Consider the following 21,246-nt stretch of genomic DNA (forward strand, 5'->3'; position numbering starts at 1 on the left):
ATGAGCAGAAAAAAATTTATTTTATCCATCTTTCTGATGGCTGCACTCGTATCAGTCGGCATTATACTGCCGGCCATGCACCGGAATCAGACGGAAGGACAGCCGGCAAGAAAGAAATCTCTTCCGGCTGCCGGGAAAACAACGAAACCAGCACCTATCAAAGAAGAATCTTCTCTGTCCGGATTACAGTACCTGGGGTTTGAAAATCTGGAGACCTTTCTCCCCCTTATCCAGATAGAGGATTTAAAAACACAATTGGCTTCTTATTTACAGGAGACGGGATATATAAATATCGCATCCGTAACCTTTCTTGCAGATGAGACCACTTATCCCTCCAATGGAGAAACCCTGTTTCAGTTCTCCCTATCAGACGGCAGCAAGCTTCCTGTAACCTGCCTTACTGCAGACGGGACATTTACATTTGGTGAGGAAAACCAGCAGACATCCACATCCGATACTGCATATACACGTATCTACACACGTCAGACAGATGATACTCTCCCTGCCGTAACAACGGAGGAGATTGAAGCCATGCAGGAAGGCGGTTATGCAGATACGGAAAATATGGATAGTAATACTGCTTCAGATTCCACCGTAAGCGGTAATCAAAATGATGGCACTATAAACCATTCAGGAAATAACACAGAGGGGGTGACGCCATGAGCAGCACGGAAGAACAGCAGGTCGCTTTGATCCCCCGCAATTTTATGGAACGCGATACTTTTATGGGTGGGATGTTCAAGATCCGAAATGCCATTGAAGGGGCTGTGCTTGCAGGCGGAATCGGGATTCCGGTTGTCCACCTGCCCTTGTCCCTGACCACACGCATTATCATCCTGTGCATGACTTCCCTCCCGGCCGCCATGGTTGCCCTCATCGGGATTGGCGGGGAAAGCCTGACTGCATTTTTAATGAATGCCCTCCGGTTTGTGAAGAATAGGAGGATCATCTACCGTTCTGATGTTATGCCGGATTACTGGAAACGGAGACGGCATGCAAGGGATCGGGAGCCAAAGAGCCAGAAGCGGAAAAAGAATAAAGGAAACACAAAGCAAAGCGCTGATAAGCAAAAGAGTCATGATAACGATATCTCAGAAGAAAATACCGATCAGGATTCTCAATCAAACTTTGGAGGAGTTCAGGAAGCTGGTCGTTCCAGCCGGAAAGCCAGAAAAAAAGAGGCTGTCCGTAAGAAAATAGAAAAGAAACGGGAACGCCGGATCTTCGATACTTCTACCAGCAGCGGCATTAAAAAGCAGGCAAAGGAAGACATACGGATCCTGAAAGTAGAACGGAAGCTGACGAAGAAAGCACAGGCTCAGGCACTAAAAGATGCCAAAAGAGAAAAGGCCGCACGCGAACGGCAGAGAAAGGAGGATAAAAAAGAAGCCGTCCGCACAGCCAAGTATGAGAAGAAAGAAGCCCTTCGGCGGGAGAAATACGAAAAACAGGAAGCCGCACGGCTTGAAAAGGAAGCAAAGAGGGAGGCTGCCTACCGGAAGAAACATCCGGACAGCCCGCCTTCCTCCCCGGCGAAAAAGAAGAAGCGGAAATATCAGACATTGAAGGACTATCTTCCCATCGAAAAGATTGCCAACGGGATTGTCTATACGACCGACCACCGTTACGTCAAGATCCTGGAGATTGAACCGATCAACTTCCTGTTAAGAAGCGCCAGAGAACAGCAGAGCATCATTTACAGCTTTATTTCTTATTTAAAGATCAGCCCTGTGAAGCTCCAAATTAAGATGATCTCCAAGAAAGCGGATATCAACCGGCACTTAGAGCAGTCTGCAAGAGAGCTGGAACGGGAATCAGATTCCAGATGTCGGGAACTTCAACGGGATTATATCCAGTTTGTCCGGCATTTAAGCTCCAGGGAAGCGGTATCCCGCCGTTTTTTTCTTATCTTTGAGTACGAGCCGTTCAATGTAAACCGGAAGACGGAGGAAAAGGAAATCCTGGCGGCGCTGGAGACGGCGGCGCAGACGGCAAAGACTTTTCTCTATCAGTGCGGCAACAATGTGGTCGCACATGAAAATGAAGATGAGTTTACTACGGATGTACTCTATACGCTATTGAACCGGACATTATGTACCGACAAGCCTCTTCCGGAACGGATTACCGAAGTATTGGGACAGCGCATGGCGGAGGGTAAAGATGTGGATACCATCCACTGCAATGCATTTACCGCACCGGAATCTTTGGATCTGAAGCACAGCAATTATGTACGGATTAACGGGCTTTACCATACTTACCTCATGGTTCCGTCAGACGGCTATAAGAATAAAGTCACTCCCGGCTGGCTCTCCCTCCTCATCAATGCGGGGGAAGGGATTGATATTGACTTCTACCTGCATAAACAGCCGAAGGACAAGATCCAGCAGCGTCTGGGACAGCAGATCCGTATCAACCGCTCCAAGATCAAGGATGCCTCGGATACCAACTCAGACTTTGACGATCTGGATTCTGCGATCCGTTCCGGCTATTTCTTAAAAGCAGGGCTTGCCAATAATGAGGATTTCTACTACATGAACCTACTCATTACCATTACGGCGTCAGACCTGGAGGAACTGCAGTGGAGGATTCAGGAGATGAAGAAATTATTGATCTCTCAGGATATGGACTTACGTTCCTGTTATTTTCTACAGGAACAGGGATTCCTTTCTTCCCTGCCGCTGGCTTCTCTGGATAAAAAGCTTTATGAGCTGTCCAAGCGGAACGTGCTGACTACTGGAGCCGCAAGCTGTTATCCATTTACCAGCTATAGTATCTGCGATGATAATGGCATCCTGTTCGGAGTCAATAAGCATAATAATTCGCTGGTCATTGCGGATATCTTCGATTCCAAGCAGTATAAGAACTCCAATATCTGCATCCTGGGTTGCTCCGGAGCCGGAAAGACCTTTACCATGCAGACCATGGCGCTCCGGATGCGCCGCAAAAGCATTCAGGTATTCATCATCGCGCCTTTAAAGGGGCATGAGTTCTACCGCGCCTGTAAAAATGTAGGCGGAGAATTTATCCAGATCTCTCCGGCCAGCCGGAGCTGCATCAACATCATGGAGATCCGGAAGGTCGATAATTCCGTCAATGAACTGCTGGACGGCCCGACGCTGGATGCCTCGGCATTAGCTTCCAAGATCCAGAAGCTGCATATTTTCTTCAGCCTGCTGATTCCAGATATGAACCACGAGGAGAAACAATTATTGGATGAGGCTCTGATCAAAACCTATGCCAGAAAAGGGATCACCCATAAGAACGAATCCCTGCTTGACCCGGAACATCCTGGCCAATATAAGGAAATGCCAATCCTGGAGGATGTCTATGATATCCTGATGGAAAGCCGGGATACGAAACGGCTGGCGCACATCCTGAACCGCCTGGTGCATGGCTCTGCTTCCTCTTTCAACCAGCAGACCAACGTAGACCTGACCAATAAATATACGGTACTGGATATCTCGGAGCTGACCGGTTCCAGCGACCTCTTAACGGTCGGCATGTTCGTGGCGCTGGATTATGTCTGGGACAAGGCGAAGGAGAACCGGACGGAGGAAAAGGCAATCTTTGTGGATGAGGTCTGGCAGTTAATCGGAGCTTCCAGCAACCGTCTGGCTGCGGAATTCGTGCTGGAGATTGCCAAGATCATCCGTGCATACTCAGGAGCCGGGATCTTCGCCACCCAGGACTTAAATGACTTCTTTGCTTTAGATGACGGCAAATATGGAAAAGGAATCATCAACAACTGTAAGACCAAGATCATCCTGAACATGGAGGATGAAGAAGCCCAGAGGGTGAAGCACATTCTTCATCTCTCTGAAACAGAGGTCATGAACATCACACATTTTCAGCGGGGGAATGGCTTAATTTCAACCAACAACAATAACATCACCGTAGAGTTTAAAGCTTCTGCACTGGAAAAGGAACTGATCACCACCGACCGTCAGGAACTTTTAGAGATCCTGGCACGCCAGAAACAGAAGGCAGGTTAATTCTATGGAGAAAGATTTCAATACGCGCAAAAATATATTATTTATAGTGCAGAGCTTATGGCTATGGAGGAATCGTGGCCCGCCAAAGTTTTTATATGTAACTGTATAAGCACTAAGCAGTTACAAAAGCGGTATGTTTCTGATGTTTGAGTAATTCTAAAAGAACCAACATCCGCCCAATACAACTAAATAATCCGTAGATGAAGCAGCTGATATGGCTGCTTTTTTCTTTGCCATCTTACGAGGGGAATCTGCCAACGGTGGATCCCGTAGAGATGGCAAAATTTTATTTCCAAGGAGGTAACCTATGTTACAAAAAGCAAAACACCTTACAAAGCGGCTGTCTGCATTTCTGCTGGCAGTCCTTGTTACCGCAGGCACCTGCCTCTCCGGCAGTGTCCCTGTCCATGCCGCAGACGGCACCATCCAGTACCAAGCCGGAGCTTCTATCAAATACGGAAGCTATTCTACTTCCCGAATGACCTTTGACGGCAGCAACACCGCCTACTGCGTAGAGCCGTTACAGCCTACGCCCTCATCCGGAACCTATGCCTACACACTGCTTGGCAATGACTCTCCCATCCGGAAAGCATTATATTACCTGAATGGCGGATACGGGTATGACAAACATATCAAAAACCAGTATCTTGGCGGATGGTCGGATGATAATTCCTATGTCATCGGCCATCTGGTGGTCGCCTACATCTATGCAGGCTATGCTTCAGACAGCGGCGCCTTCCATGGTGCGCCCCAGAATTATATTGATAAATCTGTGGAAATAGCAAATGCCATCAAGGGACTTCCTAATCCTCCGGCAACCTTCAAGGCTTTCATCGTTCCAGGCAATAACGACCAGACCTTAGTTGGAAGCTGGTATCAGATCCCCTACGGTTACATAGAGCTTCACAAGGCATCCGCAAATGCTGCCGTCTCTAACGGGAATAGCAATTATTCCTTAAAAGGTGCGGAGTATGGCATTTATAAGGGAGAAAAACTGGTTGGAAAACTGACCACTGACCAGAACGGTTACGCAAAATCCGGTGAATTAGAATCCGGAAGCTATACGGTCAAGGAGCTGAAGGCATCCAAAGGCTACATTATTGATGTAACTGCCCATAATGTGACGGTAGAGCCAGAAAAGACGGCTTCCTTAAATGTAACGGAAATACCCCAGAACGACCCCATGGACCTGCTGCTCCAGAAGCTTGATAAAGAACTGAAGACCGCACAGCCGCAGGGCAAAGCTTTTCTGGCAGAGGCTCAGTTTACGGTGAAATTTTATACCGAACAGTCTGATACAGATCCGGCTGCTGGTGGTGCAAAACCTGCACGTACCTGGATCTTTAAAACAGATTCCGAAGGGAAAGCAAAATTTTCCAAAAATTATCTGGTTTCTGGGGATGAGTTCTATACCCAGAAGGACGGGAAAACCCCCTGTCTTCCCCTTGGCACCGTAACGGTACAGGAGACAAAGGCTCCGACCGGATATCTTGCCAATGATACCGTGTTTGTACAGAAGATTACAGCAGGAGGCAAAGCGGAGACTGTATCCTGCTATAACGCCTCTTCCGTAGAAGAACAGGTCTATCGGGGCGGTGTAAAACTCCAGAAACGGGATTTTGAGACAAAGAAAGCGGAACCCCAGGGATCTGCCACTTTGGAAGGCGCGACATTTACCATCACGTCCTTAAATGAAAATCCTGTCATTGTTGACGGCAAATCCTATACCAAGAACCAGGTGGTTATGAGCCTGACGACAGACAGCAAAGGCTCTATCTCCACAAAGAAAGATGCGCTTCCCTTCGGGCATTACCGGGCAGATGAAACCAAGGCTCCGGAAGGCTATCTGAATGAAGGAAAGCTCTCTGTGGAATTTGATATCACAAAAAACGGCGAGATCGTGGACCTGACTTCTGAAGAGGCTGCCATATCAAACCAGATTATCCGCGGAGATCTGGAACTCGTCAAGGTCGCTGATGGAGAACAGAAACGGCTTTCTGATATCCCGTTCTCTATCACCTCCGTTACCACCGGGGAAAGCCACACGATTGTTACCGACAAGAACGGTTACGCCAACACTGCTTCCAAATGGAATAAGCACACCCACAACACCAACCAGGGGAAGACCTCCGAAGACGGAATCTGGTTCGGGACATCTAAGCCAAAAGATTCCAAGGGCGCGCTTCCTTATGATACCTATATCATAGAAGAACAGCGCTGCAAGGCGAATGAGAGCATGGATCTCTTGAAGTTCGAGGTCACCATTTATAAGGATTCCGTCAGTGTGGATTTAGGGACGCTGACCGATGACAAGATTGAGATCGGCACCACCGCCCTGGATAAGAATACCGGAACCCATATGAGCAAACCGGAAAAGAAAGTGACACTGATTGATACTGTGGAATATTCCGGGTTAAAGAAGGGCCAGAAGTATCAGGTCATCGGCACGCTGATGGATGCCGAATCCGGAGAAGCAATCCTGATTGACGGAAAGCCTGTGACCGCTGAAACGGAATTTACGGCAAAGATGTCCTCCGGAAGCGTAGAGGTTACCTTCATGTTTGACGCAACCTCTCTGGAGGGCAAAACCACGGTCATTTTTGAGGAACTGCATCAGGACGGGCAGAAGCTGGCTGTCCATGCAGATTTAAAGGATACAGACCAGCAGATCTCATTCCCAGAAATCGGCACGAAGGCGAAGGACTCCGATACCGAAGAGAATATCGCTAATGCAGATGAAAAGGTACAGCTTACCGATACCATTTTCTTCAAAGGGCTGGTTCCAAATCTGGAGTATGTTGCGACCGGAAGGCTGATGGATGTGGAGACAGAAGAACCTCTCTTAGACGGCGACACTCCGATCACGGCACAGACCACCTTTACCCCGAAAGCCAGCGAAGGCACCGTTGACGTTGTATTTGAATTTAACGGCAGCTCCCTGAAAGGGAAAAATACGGTCATCTATGAATCCGTCACCCAGGAAGAAAAAGAGGTGGGGATGCATGCAGATCCGGAATTTAAAGATCAGCAGATGTTTTTCCCGGAAATCGGCACAAAGGCAAGCTGTCCGGAGACAGATTCCCAGATGGCGATTCCAAAGAAGGATCTTACGATAGTAGATACCGTTTCCTATCATCTGGTTCCGGGAAAGGAATATAAGCTGACGGGAACACTCATGGATAAGGAAAGCGGCGAGCCTCTGCTGATTGACGAAAAGCCGATGACCTCCGAGCTTGTCTTTACACCGGAAGAGGCGGAAGGCACAGTGGAATTATCCTTCACATTCGACGCAAGCGCCCTGAAGGGCAAAACCATTGTCGCGTTTGAATCCGTATCCTATCAGGAGAAAGAGATCGCTGTCCATACAGACATTGAATCCACTCCCCAGAGCATCTATTTCCCGGAAATCGGCACGAAAGCCTCTTGCCCTGAGACAGATTCCCAGATGGCGCCTGCGAAAAAGGAAGTAACGATTGCAGATACCGTTTCCTACAAGCATCTGGTTCCGGGAAAAGAGTATAAACTGACCGGCACCCTTATGGATAAAGAGAGCGGCGAGCCCCTGCTGGTTGATAAGAAGCCTGTTACATCTGAGCTGGTATTTACACCGGAGACAGCAGATGGAACGGTGGAATTATCCTTCACGTTCGACGCAAGCGCACTGGAAGGTAAAACGATTGTTGCTTTTGAATCTCTTTCTTACAAGGGGAAGGAACTTACGGTTCATGCTGATATCGAATCCGAACCGCAAACCATCTATTTCCCGGAGATTGGCACAAAAGCCTCCTGCCCGGAAACCGGAAGCCAGATGGCGCCTGCTAAGAAGGAATTGACGATTGTAGATACCGTTACCTACCAGCGTCTGGTTCCGGGGAAGGAATACAAACTGACCGGCACCCTCATGGATCAGGAAAATGGCGAATTCCTGTTGGTTGATGGGAAAATAATTACCTCGGAGCTTGTCTTTACACCAGAAGCAGCGGAAGGAAGCGTGGAGCTTTCCTTTACTTTTGATTCCAGGGCCCTGAAAGGCAAAACTATCGTTGCTTTTGAGTCCCTTTCCTATCAGGAAAAAGAAGTCGCTGTCCATGCAGATATCGAGTCCGAGCCGCAGAGCATCTATATCCCGGAAATCGGCACTACTGCCAAGGATGGTAAGGAGGGAGATCAGGAAGCCCTGGCGGAGAAGGAGACACAGATCATAGATACCGTAAAATATAAGGATCTGGTTGACGGAGGCCCTTCCTACTGTCTGGTGGGAACCTTAATGGATAAGGAAACCGGCAAGGAAGTCCTGATGGACGGCAAGCCGGTTACTGCGGAAACCACTTTTAAGCCAGAAGAATCCAGCGGCTCCGTGGATGTCACATTTACCTTTGACGCGACAGAACTGAAAGGGCATGATGTGGTTGTCTTTGAGAAACTCTTTGTTACGATGAAGGAAGAGGACAAAGAGAAAGAGGTAGAAGTGACCAGCCATGAAGACATCAAGTCCAAAAGCCAGACCGTGAAGCTGACGGAAGTACCGACCGAGCCAAAGGAACCGGACATCTCCTCTCCTGTCAAGACCGGGGATGATGCGTCGATCCTGCTATACATCTGTATTGCTGCAGGCTCCCTGCTTCTTATCATTATCAGCGGGCTTGTTTTCTACTGGAGACGTAAGCATGAGAAGTAATTTTGATAGGGTAACTCATTCACTTTATGCCGACAGATTTAGCAGGCTTCAAGATGAATCACTGACTGCCGCATCTACCGGCATTAATTTCAACACAGGCAGCTTTTTTACGGGCTGCCTGTATCTGGAGATAACTATGGAGATAACACACTGCCTCACGGATGCCAAACATATCCGCCGATTCTTAGATGCCTGTGACGGGAACTGGCATCGCTGTATTTATGTAGAATGTGCCAACTGCAGAGTAAAGAATCCCTGCAATCAGTCTGGATTCCTGTTCTGTCCGGATTACCGGGCGGTTCCGCTGGTTCTTCCTCTTTCGGATGCAGATATACTTTTCGCCTGCCGTCCGGAACCTGGAGAATGCCTTGCAGTATTTAAAGATTCTGTCTTCCTGGATATGTATGCACAATTCCTAAAAGAACAGAAGATCCTCTCTCCGGACTGTCCCTGTATGGCGCTGTTAGACATCCAGAATAAGGACTGCTATGACTGGTAATAAAGCAGATATATTTATTTTTACATCGATCCGTTGCACTTTTTCTGCCTGTCACGTACAGAGAAAAGAAAAACCGGAGGGATGACCTATGAAAAATCTTACCACTATCATACAATTCATTGACCAGACGTTTACCAGCTTAATCTTCATACCCATGTGCTTTATTTTATACTGTAGGTTCTTTCCTTCCAAAGAAAGAAGCAGACGCATGCGCATTTTTTACCGGGTATGTATCATACTGGTGATTTTGTTCCTGCTCCGGTATTTCTGTGATAAATTTATTTTTACCGCAATCAACTATCCGAGATTTACAGACAGCGGCCTGTTTCCTCTAATCCAGGCAGTATTTTATCCGGAAATATGATAGCGGACAGCAAGCTTTTTTAGCAAATTAAATTTTCAGGCAAGGAAGGATAAGAAAATCATAAGGTGATTGGGATCTGACAAAAATCCCTTTCCTACATAAAATCGCATATGAAAGCATCCAAAATAAGCATTGGAAGGTTCTGCATCAGCACAATTTTTCAGTGCTTATTCTTTTACTTTATTACATTAACGTGTTAACTGGAGGAAATTGGGGAAAAGTCCCAAATTGGCACCTGTTTTTACTCTTGACTTATAGGAATCCCTTGTCAATTTACTTATAATATACGTATATAAAACGTAAGAATTGTTATTTTTAAGTATTTTATACATATACAAAACGTAAGAGAGGTGAACATTTATGAAAAAACAGACAATACGCTGCCCATACTGCGGCAGTCCTGCAATCTTAAAAGATGCTTCCTATGTATATGGCCATCATTCATCCGGGGGGAGGGTCTATGTATGCAGCCGCTTTCCGGCCTGTGATTCCTATGTAGGCGTCCATCAGGGGACATCCTTACCGAAAGGCTCCCTGGCGAACCGTACGCTCCGTAAGAAACGCATCCAGGCACATCAGATTTTCGACCAGCTCTGGAGAAAGGGGATCTTCAGCCGCGAAGAGGCTTACCGGTGGATTGGAGATAAATTCTGTCTGCAAACGCGTCAGGCACATATCGGGAATTTCAGCGATTATATGTGCGACCAGCTGATACAGGAAGCTTCCAAAGTTCTACAGAATAACCTCATACCGCTTGGTATGGCCGGATAAAGGAGGGATACCATGGATGGAATCATGAGTTATGAACAGAAACAGCTTGTAACCACTCATTTAAGCCTTGTTCCCCGGATGGTGCGGGCACTTACCAGAAGCTTTTCCCATCTGTCTCAGGATGAGTTTGACGAGCTGACACAGACCGGATATCTTGCCCTGTGCAATGCCGCCATGAAATGCAGTCCCACACAGCCGTTCCCGCCATATGCAAGGGCGGCAATCCGGAATGCCATTTATGATTACTGGCGGGACTGCGGAAAACGTAAAAGCGCGTTCTGCTCTCTGGATGCAATCCTTACTGCCGAAGATGGCAGTACCTATGAACCGGAATTTATGCTCTGTAAAACAGACGCACTGTCCCCAGAACAGGCGGTGCTGTCGAAAGAATCCGACTCTTACCTGAAGAGACTGGAATGTGCAGGCAGTAATCACCTGAAAAAAGGGATTATCTCACTCCGTCTCCAGCAGAGCGGATACACCAGCGCGGAAGTGGCAAAGCTCTACAAAGTCCCTTCCAACCATGTCCGGGCATGGCAGAGCAAAGCAAGGAAACAGTTGAGAGAAGATCAGGAATTATATGCGCTTTTAGCGTAATTCTAACGGAAAACACATGAAAAGAGGAGGTACTTTTTATGCTGACATTATACACCGCAATCGGAAACTTAAAAATCAAAAGGGATGAGATGGGAAATCCAGTACCGGTAGTCATCAATAACAGGCAGGAATATGGATTATCCGAACATGAACTTGTACTGTGGAGCTGTCTTGCTTTCCAGATCCTACAGATCTATGAACTGGAGAAGGCGTATAGCAAACGGCTTGCAGATTCCGGCCGCCCGGAAGGACTTTCCTTTTCCCATTACTTAAACCGCCTGCTTCTGCGGGGACTGATCGTAAAGGGTGACGGGCTGACCGGCGTGGACGCCCTGTACCGGCTCCTTGGAAAACTGTATATCCAGCCGATTACTGACCATTTTTCGGTACGGCTCTTCACCTGCATCCAGCTCTATCTGGAGGGGAAAATAAGGTTTCGTGATTTCGGGCGGTATCTGAGGAAAGAGAAATGCGATCCAATGGAAGATACTGTCCTGGAACTCGCTAAAGCGACGGAACTTACCACCGCAGAACTGCTCGCCTGTGTAGAACAGGGGGCAAAAACAAAAAACCCGAAGGAAGTATGGGATCTGCTCTATGAAGATACGGATGCGACCTACGAATCACTGGCAGATGAGGCACAGCTTCTCCACGTCCAGTATCCGGTACTGCAGGCAATCGGGAACCTATACCTTAACAAACAGATTTCATTTCAGCAGTTTTGAAAGGAGAACTATGCCAAAACCATTATTATCAAAGCTGATTGCCCAAGCGGCAGTCGGCTTTTTCTTTGCTATTAGTCATGTTTGGAATACAATTTATATCATCAAGGAAAAAATAGGACATATAATATATTAGAAAGTTGTTTCTATGATAACTGTAAACAGAAAAGAGGTTTGACATGCTTGGAAACTGGGAGTATACTTTGAACAAAAAGATAATAAGAAAGGAAAACTATCTGATGACTTTAGAAAGTATACTTAAAAATATAACTAAAAAAGAACATTGTTTTGAATTAAAAAGTAAAAATCAGACCATACGGTATATTCAAGAAAACGAATATCGCGAAGATGTATATAAATATATAGAACCTCAATTTATTGAATCATTTAGAAAAAGAATAGATAAGTCTAGATTTCTATTGTTTTCCGCACCGGGAGCGACTGGAAAAACGGCATTAGCTAAACATATTTGCTATACAAAAAATGGTATATACTGGGATTTGCCTGAAAATAAGATTGCGGAATATAGTTTTCAAGGTGCTATTGCGGAATCCGTGGGTTTTGAAAATATGAGCGATTTTATAAAAAGTATTGTAGATGGAGAAAATTTTTTAGTTATAGACGCATTTGATGAAGCAGAAGCCAGTTCAGGAAGGTCCGGTGTTGAATACTTTTTGAGGGATTTGAATGATGTAACCCAAAAAAGTAACGAAACATGCGCTATTCTTCTAGCTCGAACAGAAAGCGCAATTTTTATTAAAGACTTTATGTACAAGAATAATATTTCTTTTACACATTATGAAATTGGATATTTTGCAGAGTATAATTCTAAATTTTATATACAAAATAAATTAGAAAGAGATAAAGTTGAAATATCTACGATTGTTACTGAATGTATTGATGAGCAATTTCGTGAAATCCATAGAATTTTTCAGAATGGTAGTGCAAATGAATTTTTGGGATATGCTCCTGTTTTAGATGCGTTAGCAGCGTCATATAGCAAGGAAAAGAACACTGTTAATTTGTTAAAAAATATTACAAGCGGTGAAAATAGTTGTAATTTAATATTAAAAATCTTAGATGATTTATTGCAAAGAGAACATAACAAATTTATTAAGGCATTAAAAAATAAATTTTCAAAAATTGAAGAAGATATAGAATGGGATGTTTTATATAAAAAAGAAGAACAACTTTACCGAATTATTGGAATGATGTTATTCGAAGACACAACAATGTTTGGCGAAATAAGTGAAGCAATACCCATAGATTATAGAGACGAATATTTAGAGGTTATTAATACACAGTTACCTCAACATCCTTTTTTACGCGTAAAAAATATAGATAATAACGCGATTTATGAATTTACAGGTCCAGCATTTAAAGATTATGTAATTGCTTATGGTCTTGCTTCAAATGAAATGTCTGAATTTGTTAATGAATTTCTGGCAAATAATTCAAAATATTGTCCATCACAGATGCTTATTGAATTTTATGAGATTTTCTCTAAAAAATTGATATTAGGAGAATATATTCCATTAATGTATAACTCTTTTAAGGCGCACGCTCAATTAGGTGACATGACGGCATTATATATAAGTGGTGATAAAAAAGAATGTTATATTGAATTCAATTTAAAAAGGGAAGATAAAGATATATATAATACGACATTTTTGCTAAATGATATTGAAAAAGGTATCTATATTAGTCAACTACAAAATTGTTATATTGACATTGCTGGAAGTGTATATATTGGTAACGCTTCCGGCGAAGCAAGAATTAATAACTCTGTTATTATTTGTGATAAATTGATTTGGAGTAGTGAACAGATTTTGATTGAAGCATATTCACCAGGAGAGAGTATTTTAATTGGAAATACTTTTGAGGTATCTTCCAACATTAATCCCAGGTTTGAAATAAAAGTGGATAATAAAACAAACTTAAAAATATCGGCAAGTAATTTAGGAAATTATTATAAATTACTAAAATATAAAGATGATAATGTATTAGAATCTGAAGATGTTGGTTTTATTAATTTTTCATATATTATTAGACGTATTTTTAGTTGTTTAAGATCCCATAGTAAAGATACACCGGCAAGAAAGATGGATTTTATTGATAACAGAATTATTAATAAAAATGAGGGAAAAAGAAAAATCTTGGACTTTCTTTTAATGGAAAAGTTACTTTATACAGATGAACAGGACTGGCTATATAAATTAGATACAGACAAGTTATCGGCTTTTGGAATCACTTGGAATGATGTACGGAATGGAGATTTTACTTCATTGCAAGGATTATATAAAAAATATAATTCACAAATGTAGAAAGCATTATAACGAATTTTCAAGCTAACATGTTTTACTCTCTTTGCTATTTATAACTTTTGCTGAATTATTCGAACCTTCGGTACGTTGCCGCACACCATCTTAGCATGATTGCACGTTCGACCACTCAGACACGTAAACATAAAGTGGATGGGTTAGGGCGCAAGATGTCCGGCGATATCTTGCGCTCTAAAACAGATTCACGATCTGCTGGACTACCGTTATCTATGGCCACATCAATCCCCATGTGGCGTTTCCAGTGGACCATGCTTAGCACCGACCGAAGCAGCGCGGAGACCTTGAACCCAATATCTCCGGCTTGAAAGGCCGGTGTCCTGACCTTTTAAACTAGGGGACCCTACTGCAGGCTTTCACCTGCATATTTTATCTATTTTCTTCATGCACCTATCTGCATCGGAATTACTGTATTTACCACCAAAATATCATCCAGGCTTACCTGAAGCACTGCTGCAAGTACGACCAGATTATCTATGGATGGTAACGCTGCGCTTTGCTGCCACTTGTATATCGCTTGCGGTGTGGCAAATCCGAAAATATTCTGCAAATCCTTTACTGATAAGTTTGCCTGCTTCCTCAACCTGTTAATGTTCTTTCCTGTCCGTATCATATTTATTGTCGGCAGATCCATGTTCATTCACCTCCTGTCATTTTACAAATATCCAGGCGGTACTGCCCCATGTGAGATTCGAACTCACGGCCGCTCGATTAAAAGTCGAGTGCTCTGCCAGCTGAGCTAATGGAGCGTGTACAGAAAACCTTCCGTTGGAATTTTCTGCTTTCTAAGACAAAAAATACCGCCTACCTCATACAAGATAAGTGGCATCTGATATCCATGTTTTTATCTGTCAGTCTCCTGTATAGAAAGACAGCTTTTTAATCACACAGTTATTTTCCGTTTTCTTACCTTACATGAGCGTACCAAAATCAAACCCTGCTTTTTTTCTTTACTGTGCAGCGTCTCATAATGTTCACTATTCAGGCAATATACGAAATTAACTGTTGTCATGATTCTTTCCTTTCTGGACTTATTTTCGTCCGCTTTATTTTTATCTGTACTCACTATATCACCAATATCACGCTTTGTCATTATACTGGTAATATATTCTTTTATAAACTTATGCTCAAAGGACCAAATAAAATTTCCCCATATCTTCATATCTTCTTCATTTCAAACATTTCTGTTATCTCGTCATTACATTCGTCGATATCATCTGGAATCTTATATTTCCCATTTGCAATTCCCAAAATCCGTTTCGCATCAGTTTCGGATAAATGCTTGTACAATAACTCTGCCTGTTCTTTTAATTCTGTCATCCTTTCAAGCCTCTTGCCTGCCTGTCCATGTCTTCCACAACAATATCATAAATTTCTCCCAGGGAAGCACAATATTCCAACACCTCCCAGGGTTCATTTGTATGGAAATGGATTTTTATTAATTCCTCGTCCCCAACCACCAGCAGACAATCCCCCTTAAAGTTCTCCGTAAAATATTCACTTATCACATCTTCATCAAGGCCTTCTCCTTCAATCAATAATTGCGTATCATACCGAAATTCTAACATCTGTTCAACCACCCTTCCTGTCCTGATTACTTAAAATAGAGTTCACATAATTCCTTTTCGCCCTTATCCGCATCATCATGATCACCCTTTTCTCCTATGCCTTCCAGGCTGGCATATGCCTCCATTAGCTGCTCATATGAAGCATACGGTTCCAGTCCGAGCTCTTCCCATGTCGTTCCATAAGGCATGCCCCCACTTGTATATCCTGCAATAAAGGCAAACCTGTCATCCGAATCTGCATACAAAAAAGCTTCTTCTTCCATCAGCTTCTGTCTTTTTTTCGCATGTTTCTGCCGGATCCGTTCCTCCTCGCTGCGCTTTACAGCCTCCAGATACTCCTGTGTAAATTCCACGCCTATCGCCTGAAGGTCAGAAAGCGCTGTATTGATATCAACGTGGAACCGCTTCCGGTAATTCCTTGCCATATGCTTCGGTGTCCCATTATAAGTCAGAATCCATTGTCTTGCTTTTTGTAAACGTATTTCTTTTCTCATCGTTTTCGATGAACCCTTATTTTTTCTTCCCATAATCACCACTGTTTGAATTCCAGTTCCACTCTTGCAATTTCTTCTACTTCATGTATTGATTTTTCATATGACCATAACGGAAGTACCTGCACCAATCAGGACAAAGCCAAACAGAGATTTCGCTGGCTTATTTCATGTTCAACAAAAATTCTTCAGGACTATATACTGTTAGAGCTGCCTTTTTATAGTCGCCAAGGTTTCTTGTAACAATACAGTCCATTTCCTCACGGATCGCAGATTCTGTCATAACTGCATCCTCAAAGTCCGAAAGATTGGACGATATTGCCTTACGGCAGTCCATTCCAGCCGTGTCCAGTAATCCAAACAGGCAAAACAGCTTGTTTAGAATTTGTCTGGTTTCTTGATCGCTATGTGTGCATCTATGTGTGAGATAGTAAATATCAGTAACAGATTTAGCAGTCAGGAATCCTTCAAACTGCTTATTTGCCGCTCCCAGAAATATCTCCTGGACCTCCTTAAAGAAAGGCTCCCGGCTCTGCAGTGCATCAATCACAATACAGGTATCTATCAATGCTCTCATATTTTATTTCGCCTTTCTTCCTGAGCTTCTTCAAGTGTCATTTCAGCAGGTACGCTGCCAAATAATGACTGTGCCATGCTGACCCGGTCCTGAAATGGATTCGTCAGTTTTGCAACTATTTTCCCGTTCTTTGTAATAAAAACATCTTCTTTTTCTGCAAGAAGCAGATACTTGCCAAGATTAAGCTTTAATTCTGTAGCCGTAATAGACATTGTGAATCCCTCCTTCATCTCATATTACTTTTATTATATCCTATTTGAACGATTCCAACAATAAAATCGTTCGAAATTATCATATTTTACTCTTCACTTAGCCAAAAATCTATATATAGAATTTATTCCATTGACTATCGCTATATCTTGTGTTATTATAATCATGTATTTAAGTTTTTGTGTTATCCCACATCGGGAGTCTGGACCATTCCTCCAGAGCACACGCGAGTTTAAGTTTGGAAATCAGAGTCATTAGGATAGCCGCACCCTGCGGTCGTTTAATGGCTCTTTTTTTATTTTTTAGGAAATCTGAAACATGGATTTCCTATTCTTTTACCTATCTTTATTATTTCAACGCCTAAGAGGGCAGAAAGGAGAAATTTTATGTCAGCAATCATTCATCTCATGGGAAGGGTCACCAGAGATCCCGTCATGCAGCAGGGGAGGAACAACGGAACGGAGTATATTTCTTTAGACCTTGCCACCTCACAAAGAAGCCAGAACGCACAGAATAACCCGGAAAATCCATATGAATCTGTTTTCTATCAGTGCTATCTGAACAAGCATCTGGCAGAACGGCTTTCGAAGGCGGGAGTCAAGAAAGGAACCTGTCTGTATATCTATGGAGAGCTTGAACTCCATCCCTTTGTTTACAGTCAGGGACAGAGAGCGGGCCAGGCCGGTTCCGGTGCCAGGATCAATGTACGGGACTGGCAGTTCTGTCTTTCCAACAAGCCAGAAGGAGATGCAGGCGGAAATCAGGCAGGCACACCGCCGTACAATGGAGGCGCAGCTACGCCGGGAGCCGGAGGATATCAAACTTCAGGTCCGCAAAACGGCGGTTATCAGAATCCTGCCGGTGCTGCACAGGGAGGCGCATATCCTGCCAATGGAAATGCTGCCGGAAACGGGAACTATCCGGGCAGCAGCAATCCCTCCGGTGGAGGTGGCTATCCCAATGGCGGCAATGGCAATGCGAATGGGAATTATTCCAATGCTGGTAACGGCAATGCAGGTGCCAGCTATCCAAATAACGGGAATGGTACTGCAGGCACCAGCTATCCGAATGGAGGCAGCAACATGGGCAACAGCCCGCAGCCTGCGAACGGAGGACCCCCGCAAGGCGGTTCTTACCAGGCAAACGCCCCTGCACAGAATGGTTCGGCTGGAAATCAGATGTACCAGCAGCAGAGAGGGAATGCCCAGTACGGCCAGACACCGCCGCAGGGCGGCTTTGCCGGAGACGGGTTTACCAACATCCCGGAAGGTATGGCCTCACAGCTTCCCTTCACTGCATAACTTCAGAATCACCCGGTTACGGAGCCTGCCAGTGGCAGCCGCTCCTGCAGATCACTTCAGGAAAGGAATTGCGTGTTTACGTTTCAACACAGCAGTTCCTTTTTTTCAAAACAATTCGAACTGCAAAATATTTTTATGAAAGGAATCCACAATGAAAACAAGAAAAGAAGAACACAGAAGTATCAAGATGATAAAAGCAGTCGCCATTATTTTATTCCTGGCGCTTCTCTTTACTCCGGAACAAAGGAACCGGTCTGTCATTGCCGGCATCGCGATCACCGGGATTGCAGGAAGCTTTCTTTTTCTCCTGCTCCCCATGCTGCCGCGCGTCTCAGTCCCGTCTTCCTTAAGAAATACTCACACTCATAAGCATAAGAAACAAAAGAAGGAAGCCCCTTTCTTTGACATGGAGACGCTGCTGATCCGACAGATCAGTTACCAGGTCACGGATAAGATCAAGGCGGCTTACCCGGAGGCATCCTGGGAGTATACCCGTCCTATCAAAGCAGCGTCCCTGCTGAATTGCGACCTTATCCGCATCCGAACCTTCCATACGGGAGATTACAACTTTGCGGATGTTTCCCTGGACCAGTTCGGGCATCTGAAGCTCTTCATGATGACCATTACGGATTTCACGCCCCTTCCGGGACAGAAGAATCCAGATGGCACTAAGACTGATCATCCTGAAAATCCGGCAGAACCTCCTGTCCATGTAGATCCGGAATCCTGGTATTCCCTCATCGGGAAGCCGTTACTGACGGAGCTGATCGGAGACCTGCAGGCAAGGGGACACCAGAAGCTGTATATCAATGAAGCCGGGGAAATTTTTATCTTGAATAACCATACACCAGAAGTAAAAGATACTTTCCAGCATTTCCCGCCCAGAGATTACTGGGCAGCGCTCACGGATATCTTTATCCGGGATGAGCTGAACGCAAAGGAAACCAATGACACACTGGAATTATCATGGGCATAGAAGGGAGCGATTGATTATGGCAAATGGAAATTTATTACCCAACTGGTCTTTTCGCCGGAAGCTGCCGGAACCGTTCGAGGATTACACAGACGACCCGGTATGTAAAAATGTCTACTCCAAGTACTGCACGCAGCCCCAGAAGCGCTCCACGCTCCATGCGGCAACGCTCCGGGCAATCCTGGCGTATATGGAATTAGAATCCCCAACAGGCGCAAAGCCGCCGGAGGAACTGGGTGCAGTCGGAAGCCAGGGCAACAACTTTACGATTGCGGAATATCCGAGCAAAACCGGAGAACTCCACGTAGCAGTCTACAACCGGACAAACGGCAAGTTTACCGTCGGCTGTTACCAGACGCCGCCGGATTCGGAAAGCAGTCCGGAGAAATATATGCTGAAGGAAGACGAGAAAAGCGGCGCTGCCCTGATCTTTACACTCCTTCCAACTGCTATGGCTGATGACGAGTTCAATGAATATTACCAGAAACTGAAAAGCGACCGGGATAACGGCTATCCAAACATTGACGATACGGTGGAGACCGCAGCAGTCCTTTGCGATAACCTCTACCGGCGCATCCGCTATGGAACCTCCTTGGCAACCGGCGGAATTCCAAGCGATACGCCAACCAACGGCTCTATCCCCCAGCTAAAGGCATTTACGATACAGAAAGGCACCTATTCTCCAACGGATGTCATTCTTGGAGCCTTTCAGGTCATCAAGCCTGGTACTTCTACCAGAAAAGTAACCGCAAGCGTTTCCAAACATGATTTTGTAGGCAAATACATCCTGTCCGAATCCCGGACATTGACTCCCCAGGAAGAACTCACTGTGCCGCAGCTCCCTGACTGGTACATCATACCGGCCGAGATCAAACGGATCTGCGAACACGCAAAATTAACCACAAATACCGTGTCACCCATGCGGAACTTCTTATTAAGAGGACCTGCGGGGACAGGAAAGACCGAAGGCGCCAAAGCAATCGCCTCCGGCCTCCATCTCCCTTACCGGTGTATTACCTGTTCCGCAAACACAGAAATATTCGATTTGCTCGGGCAGATCCTGCCTGATGTAGACGGGAAGCTTTCCGCTCTCCAGAGCGAATATCCCACCTTCCAGGACATCATGATGGACCCGGCAACGGCTTACCAGAAGCTGACCGGCACCTATGATGAAACGGTGGATGAGGACGCGGTTTATCAGAAGCTGGTGGATACCATTTTCGATGAAATGCACGACCACTACGCAAAGCAGGATTCCCACCAGAAGTTTAAATATGTGGACACTCCGCTAGTAGAAGCGATCCGTTACGGCTATCTTGTGGAATTACAGGAGCCCACGGTCATTGCCAATCCCGGTGTGCTGGTAGGCTTAAATTCCCTGCTGGACCGCTGTAACAGCGTGTTCCTGCCAAACGGAGAGGTCATTAACCGCCACCCGGATACCACGATTGTCGTAACTACCAACAATGATTATGCGGGCTGTAAGCAGATGAACCAGTCTGTCATCTCCAGAATGAACCTGGTCATTGACCTGGACGAACCGGACGAGGATACCTTAGTCAAACGAGTCCTTGGCATTACCGGCTGTACAGATAAGAAAACAGTAGCAACCATGGCAAAGATTGTCAAAGCCGTATCTGAATACTGCAGGGAAAACCTGATCACAGACGGATGCTGCGGAGTCCGGGAGCTGATCTCCTGGGTGCAGTCCTTCATGGTCTGCGGGGATATCCGGGAAGCCGCCCGCTACACGGTCCTCTCCTCTGTTTCGGCAGATGCGGAGAGCCGTCAGGAAGTGGAGAACGGCTGTCTGGATTCCATCCTTGCGGCGTAAAGGGGGCTTTTTATGAGGGATTATCAGATTACAGAGGAAGAAATGCGGGGCGTGTTAGCCGCCAATCTTTCTTATCTCAGGAAATCCAAACAATGGAGGCTCTCCCAGAAAACGCTGGCAAAAATTTTGCACGTACCGAGAAAAGCCATCATGAATTACGAATCCGGCAAAGTCCTTCCGCCGACCTATATCACTTACCGTATGGCGCTGTATTTTTGCTGTACCATGGAAGAACTTCTGACGGAGAAGGTATTTTAAGCGCAACAGCCGTACAGCTGTTTTAAATATGTGCTGTATGAAGCCTTTGCGTTTACAAATAAAAAATAATGG

The 21,246-nt window shown here is 45.1% G+C and carries 19 protein-coding genes and 1 tRNA gene; 13 read left to right on the forward strand and 7 right to left on the reverse strand.

Translation table 11 applies throughout. The annotated features are described in order from the left end of the window. The 9 genes from VSQ62_RS31925 to VSQ62_RS31965 all read left to right on the forward strand — a co-directional run bounded on the left by VSQ62_RS31925 (position 1) and on the right by VSQ62_RS31965 (position 13,947). Positions 1-663 carry a DUF5038 domain-containing protein gene (locus VSQ62_RS31925; RefSeq protein ID WP_125129183.1) on the forward strand — a complete coding sequence of 221 codons (663 nt, stop codon included), beginning with the start codon at positions 1-3 and terminating at the stop codon, positions 661-663. Next, positions 660-3,992 (forward strand): TraG/VirB4 family ATPase, encoded by a 3,333-nt coding sequence (locus VSQ62_RS31930; RefSeq protein ID WP_334638742.1) that lies wholly within the window; start codon positions 660-662, stop codon positions 3,990-3,992. Before VSQ62_RS31925 ends, VSQ62_RS31930 begins: the two co-directional genes overlap by 4 nt. 307 nt (positions 3,993-4,299) lie before the next feature. Next, on the forward strand, positions 4,300-8,670 hold the full coding sequence (locus VSQ62_RS31935; RefSeq protein ID WP_334638743.1) for a VaFE repeat-containing surface-anchored protein: 4,371 nt from the start codon (positions 4,300-4,302) through the stop codon (positions 8,668-8,670). After that, a complete protein-coding gene (locus tag VSQ62_RS31940; RefSeq protein ID WP_334638744.1) occupies positions 8,660-9,169 on the forward strand; it encodes a hypothetical protein in 510 nt (169 codons plus the stop codon). The genes VSQ62_RS31935 and VSQ62_RS31940 overlap by 11 nt, the downstream gene beginning before the upstream one ends. Positions 9,170-9,893: 724 nt before the next feature. Then, positions 9,894-10,304 carry a zinc-finger-containing protein gene (locus tag VSQ62_RS31945; RefSeq protein WP_285825163.1) on the forward strand — a complete coding sequence of 137 codons (411 nt, stop codon included), beginning with the start codon at positions 9,894-9,896 and terminating at the stop codon, positions 10,302-10,304. Between the two features lie 12 nt (positions 10,305-10,316). Further along, on the forward strand, positions 10,317-10,901 hold the full coding sequence (locus tag VSQ62_RS31950) for a sigma-70 family RNA polymerase sigma factor (protein ID WP_125129189.1): 585 nt from the start codon (positions 10,317-10,319) through the stop codon (positions 10,899-10,901). Positions 10,902-10,939: 38 nt separating this feature from the next. Next, a complete protein-coding gene (locus VSQ62_RS31955) occupies positions 10,940-11,626 on the forward strand; it encodes a cell division protein (protein ID WP_285825162.1) in 687 nt (228 codons plus the stop codon). Positions 11,627-11,636: 10 nt separating this feature from the next. Further along, a complete protein-coding gene (locus tag VSQ62_RS31960) occupies positions 11,637-11,759 on the forward strand; it encodes a hypothetical protein (protein ID WP_279229980.1) in 123 nt (40 codons plus the stop codon). Between the two features lie 43 nt (positions 11,760-11,802). Next, positions 11,803-13,947 (forward strand): hypothetical protein, encoded by a 2,145-nt coding sequence (locus VSQ62_RS31965; RefSeq protein ID WP_285825161.1) that lies wholly within the window; start codon positions 11,803-11,805, stop codon positions 13,945-13,947. A 397-nt stretch (positions 13,948-14,344) separates the two neighbouring features. Here the strand turns inward: VSQ62_RS31965 and VSQ62_RS31970 are convergent, their stop codons facing one another. From VSQ62_RS31970 to VSQ62_RS32000, 7 genes are all read right to left on the reverse strand, one after another. Then, positions 14,345-14,596: a helix-turn-helix domain-containing protein gene (locus VSQ62_RS31970; RefSeq protein WP_243127784.1), complete on the reverse strand. Its 252-nt coding sequence runs from the start codon at positions 14,594-14,596 to the stop codon at positions 14,345-14,347. A gap of 42 nt (positions 14,597-14,638) precedes the next feature. Continuing rightward, positions 14,639-14,711 (reverse strand) — tRNA-Lys (locus VSQ62_RS31975). A 409-nt stretch (positions 14,712-15,120) separates the two neighbouring features. Further along, positions 15,121-15,282, reverse strand: coding sequence for a hypothetical protein (locus VSQ62_RS31980; protein WP_170178105.1), 162 nt, complete (start codon positions 15,280-15,282; stop codon positions 15,121-15,123). Further along, positions 15,279-15,530, reverse strand: a complete 252-nt coding sequence (locus VSQ62_RS31985; protein WP_285825179.1) for a fatty acid kinase subunit FakA-related protein — start codon at positions 15,528-15,530, stop codon at positions 15,279-15,281. Before VSQ62_RS31985 ends, VSQ62_RS31980 begins: the two co-directional genes overlap by 4 nt. A 26-nt stretch (positions 15,531-15,556) precedes the next feature. After that, complete coding sequence (locus tag VSQ62_RS31990) at positions 15,557-16,057, reverse strand: hypothetical protein (RefSeq protein WP_125129193.1); 501 nt, start codon at positions 16,055-16,057, stop codon at positions 15,557-15,559. Between the two features lie 127 nt (positions 16,058-16,184). Then, complete coding sequence (locus VSQ62_RS31995; protein ID WP_285825160.1) at positions 16,185-16,598, reverse strand: PIN domain-containing protein; 414 nt, start codon at positions 16,596-16,598, stop codon at positions 16,185-16,187. After that, entirely contained in the window at positions 16,595-16,810 is a 216-nt protein-coding gene (locus tag VSQ62_RS32000; protein WP_125129195.1) for a type II toxin-antitoxin system Phd/YefM family antitoxin, read from the reverse strand. The genes VSQ62_RS31995 and VSQ62_RS32000 overlap by 4 nt, the downstream gene beginning before the upstream one ends. A 384-nt stretch (positions 16,811-17,194) precedes the next feature. Here VSQ62_RS32000 and VSQ62_RS32005 point away from each other — a divergent pair, with 384 nt between their 5' ends. The 4 genes from VSQ62_RS32005 (at position 17,195) to VSQ62_RS32020 (ending at position 21,174) form a co-directional block, all read left to right on the forward strand. Beyond that, a complete protein-coding gene (locus VSQ62_RS32005; protein WP_334638745.1) occupies positions 17,195-18,109 on the forward strand; it encodes a single-stranded DNA-binding protein in 915 nt (304 codons plus the stop codon). A gap of 151 nt (positions 18,110-18,260) precedes the next feature. After that, positions 18,261-19,085 (forward strand): hypothetical protein, encoded by an 825-nt coding sequence (locus VSQ62_RS32010; RefSeq protein ID WP_285825158.1) that lies wholly within the window; start codon positions 18,261-18,263, stop codon positions 19,083-19,085. Between the two features lie 16 nt (positions 19,086-19,101). Further along, complete coding sequence (locus VSQ62_RS32015) at positions 19,102-20,916, forward strand: P-loop NTPase family protein (RefSeq protein WP_334638746.1); 1,815 nt, start codon at positions 19,102-19,104, stop codon at positions 20,914-20,916. A 12-nt stretch (positions 20,917-20,928) separates the two neighbouring features. Further along, positions 20,929-21,174, forward strand: coding sequence for a helix-turn-helix transcriptional regulator (locus VSQ62_RS32020; protein ID WP_285825156.1), 246 nt, complete (start codon positions 20,929-20,931; stop codon positions 21,172-21,174). The last annotated feature ends 72 nt before the right edge of the window (positions 21,175-21,246 follow it).

This window comes from Sporofaciens sp. JLR.KK001 (assembly GCF_036941055.1).
GTDB lineage: Bacteria > Bacillota > Clostridia > Lachnospirales > Lachnospiraceae > Sporofaciens.

What these genes read in the sequence shown, in the direction of transcription:
- VSQ62_RS32015 (WP_334638746.1), top strand. Translation starts at nt 19,102, where the DNA reads ATGGCAAATGGAAATTTATTACCCAACTGGTCTTTTCGCCGGAAGCTG.
- VSQ62_RS31995 (WP_285825160.1), bottom strand. Translation starts at nt 16,598, where the DNA reads ATGAGAGCATTGATAGATACCTGTATTGTGATTGATGCACTGCAGAGC.
- VSQ62_RS31965 (WP_285825161.1), top strand. Translation starts at nt 11,803, where the DNA reads ATGCTTGGAAACTGGGAGTATACTTTGAACAAAAAGATAATAAGAAAG.
- VSQ62_RS31925 (WP_125129183.1), top strand. Translation starts at nt 1, where the DNA reads ATGAGCAGAAAAAAATTTATTTTATCCATCTTTCTGATGGCTGCACTC.
- VSQ62_RS32000 (WP_125129195.1), bottom strand. Translation starts at nt 16,810, where the DNA reads ATGTCTATTACGGCTACAGAATTAAAGCTTAATCTTGGCAAGTATCTG.
- VSQ62_RS32005 (WP_334638745.1), top strand. Translation starts at nt 17,195, where the DNA reads ATGTCAGCAATCATTCATCTCATGGGAAGGGTCACCAGAGATCCCGTC.
- VSQ62_RS31935 (WP_334638743.1), top strand. Translation starts at nt 4,300, where the DNA reads ATGTTACAAAAAGCAAAACACCTTACAAAGCGGCTGTCTGCATTTCTG.
- VSQ62_RS32020 (WP_285825156.1), top strand. Translation starts at nt 20,929, where the DNA reads ATGAGGGATTATCAGATTACAGAGGAAGAAATGCGGGGCGTGTTAGCC.
- VSQ62_RS31980 (WP_170178105.1), bottom strand. Translation starts at nt 15,282, where the DNA reads ATGACAGAATTAAAAGAACAGGCAGAGTTATTGTACAAGCATTTATCC.
- VSQ62_RS32010 (WP_285825158.1), top strand. Translation starts at nt 18,261, where the DNA reads ATGAAAACAAGAAAAGAAGAACACAGAAGTATCAAGATGATAAAAGCA.
- VSQ62_RS31955 (WP_285825162.1), top strand. Translation starts at nt 10,940, where the DNA reads ATGCTGACATTATACACCGCAATCGGAAACTTAAAAATCAAAAGGGAT.
- VSQ62_RS31985 (WP_285825179.1), bottom strand. Translation starts at nt 15,530, where the DNA reads ATGTTAGAATTTCGGTATGATACGCAATTATTGATTGAAGGAGAAGGC.
- VSQ62_RS31970 (WP_243127784.1), bottom strand. Translation starts at nt 14,596, where the DNA reads ATGGATCTGCCGACAATAAATATGATACGGACAGGAAAGAACATTAAC.
- VSQ62_RS31930 (WP_334638742.1), top strand. Translation starts at nt 660, where the DNA reads ATGAGCAGCACGGAAGAACAGCAGGTCGCTTTGATCCCCCGCAATTTT.
- VSQ62_RS31950 (WP_125129189.1), top strand. Translation starts at nt 10,317, where the DNA reads ATGGATGGAATCATGAGTTATGAACAGAAACAGCTTGTAACCACTCAT.
- VSQ62_RS31960 (WP_279229980.1), top strand. Translation starts at nt 11,637, where the DNA reads ATGCCAAAACCATTATTATCAAAGCTGATTGCCCAAGCGGCAGTCGGC.
- VSQ62_RS31940 (WP_334638744.1), top strand. Translation starts at nt 8,660, where the DNA reads ATGAGAAGTAATTTTGATAGGGTAACTCATTCACTTTATGCCGACAGA.
- VSQ62_RS31945 (WP_285825163.1), top strand. Translation starts at nt 9,894, where the DNA reads ATGAAAAAACAGACAATACGCTGCCCATACTGCGGCAGTCCTGCAATC.
- VSQ62_RS31990 (WP_125129193.1), bottom strand. Translation starts at nt 16,057, where the DNA reads ATGGGAAGAAAAAATAAGGGTTCATCGAAAACGATGAGAAAAGAAATA.